This window comes from Microvirga sp. P4_G7 (genome assembly GCF_056401005.1).
Map to the genome: position 1 here is coordinate 1 of NZ_JBFUKD010000671.1, position 1954 is coordinate 1954.

Genomic DNA, 1954 nt, shown 5'->3' on the forward strand with positions numbered 1-1954 from the left:
GAGATTTTCCAGACATATCAAAGCCCGGATATTTGACGGTCGACGAGGTAAATCTTCGAGGAAAATTCAAGAAGCTCATCGAGGAGCTGGAAGGTCCGGAGTTGACCGAGGCTCTTTCCCAACGCTTCGGGGTCGATCTGCATTCTTTCCCGCGCCTCACCACAATCATGAAGCGATCGCAGCCAAAGTACGGCAACATCCACACAGATGGCCCGTCGAAGGTTTTGACGCTTCTCGTGTACATGAACGACGAATGGGGGCCGGCTGAGGGCGGTCGTTTGCGTGTCTTGTACAATGGCCAGGACTTTGAGCCATACGCGGCGGAGATTCCGCCCGTTATGGGCTCGGTCTTTGCGTTCCTGCGCTCTGATAATTCCTGGCATGGACATCGGCCGTTCTCGGGTGAGCGACGAGTGGTCCAGATAGCCTGGGTCAAGAGCCAAGCGGATCTAGATCGCAAGAAGAAGCACAACAAGATCTCTCAGTTCTTTAAGGGAATATTTGGGCGCTGAGGGGCCTCGTTGCCTTCGACCGTCTCATTTGCAGCCAGTTAAAGCATTGAGACGATTTCCCTTCTGAAGCGTTGACCAGCGCTCTAGGGAACTTCGATGACCAAATTTCGCCAGCGCGTTCGTTCGGTCGCTCTATTTGAACAACTGGGACCAGGGCTCGTCACCGGAGCCGCGGACGACGACCCGAGCGGAATCGCAACATACTCGCAGGCCGGCGCGCAGTTTGGCTTTGGCCTGCTCTGGACCCTTGTTCTCACTTACCCCTTAATGACGGCCATTCAACTTGTCAGCGCGCAGATTGGTCGCGTCACAGGCTGCGGGCTCGCTGTCAACATGGGGCGTCTGCTGCCCCGAACTGCGGTCACCGTCCTTGTGGGGCTGCTGTTCGTGGCGAACACGATCAATATCGGCGCAGATCTCGCCGCAATGGGTGCCGTTGCTAATCTTCTTGTCGGCTTCGGAGACCACGCCTTCACGTTCGCCTTCGCAGTTTTATCGCTCACCTTACAGCTTTTCGTTCCGTATCGACGATACGTGCGGTTCCTGAAATGGTTGACGCTGGTCCTTTTCGCCTATGTCGCGGTCGTCTTCATCGTTCGCCTCAACTGGATTGAAGTTGTGCGGGGGCTTGTGTGGCCAAGCCGCGATCAGGGGTTTTCAAAGGACGTCCTTACGACGGTTGTAGCAATCTTCGGGACGACAATCAGTCCCTATCTTTTCTTTTGGCAGTCAGCGCAGGAAGTGGAGGAGGTTGACCAAGACCCTTCTTCGAAACCACTGAAGGAAGCACCACGTCAAGCACCGAGAGAACTGTCTCGAATTCGATTCGACACATTCTTTGGCATGGCGGTTTCAAACCTGATCGCAATTGCGATCATGATTTCTACAGCCGCCACCCTGCACGCAAGCGGCAAAACCAATATTGAGACGGCAGCGGACGCAGCGCGAGCACTTGAGCCTGCCGCGGGGAAGTTTGCTTACTTGCTTTTCAGTCTCGGAATTATCGGAACAGGATTGTTGGCGATCCCCGTTCTAGCGGGTTCTGCCGCCTATGCGTTTGGTGAGAGCCGCGGATGGAAGTGTGGCCTCGACAATAAGCCTTGGGAAGCCGTTGGCTTCTATACCGTGATTGGTTTCGCGACCCTTCTCGGGCTCGCCATTGACTGGTCGGATCTGGATCCAATGAAAGCACTGTTCTGGAGTGCTGTGATAAACGGTGTCGTCGCTGTTCCGTTGATGGCCGTCATGATGCTCGTCATATCGAGACACCGCCAGATGGGCCGTTTCACGGCGACGCGCGCGCTGAAGATTTTCGGATGGTCAGCAACCGCGGTTATGGGTGCGGCAACGCTCTCGATGTTCGCTGCGATGGCGGTATAAGGTCTAATGCGAGCGTGCTATCTGTCTTGCGATCCGCAAATCTTTGTGTGACATCGATGTGC

At 55.3% G+C, this 1954-nt stretch carries 2 protein-coding genes; both read left to right on the top strand.

Features of this window, described 5'->3' with window-relative positions:
- Positions 1-512 (top strand): 2OG-Fe(II) oxygenase (locus AC1DT3_RS19365; protein ID WP_477466842.1); only part of this gene is annotated, 512 nt, incomplete at its 5' end.
- Positions 513-608: 96 nt separating this feature from the next.
- Positions 609-1892, top strand: a complete 1284-nt coding sequence (locus AC1DT3_RS19370; RefSeq protein WP_477466843.1) for an NRAMP family divalent metal transporter — start codon at positions 609-611, stop codon at positions 1890-1892.
- The last annotated feature ends 62 nt before the right edge of the window (positions 1893-1954 follow it).

Coding starts and splice junctions, on each gene's coding strand:
- AC1DT3_RS19370 (WP_477466843.1), top strand. CDS start 609: ATGACCAAATTTCGCCAGCGCGTTCGTTCGGTCGCTCTATTTGAACAA.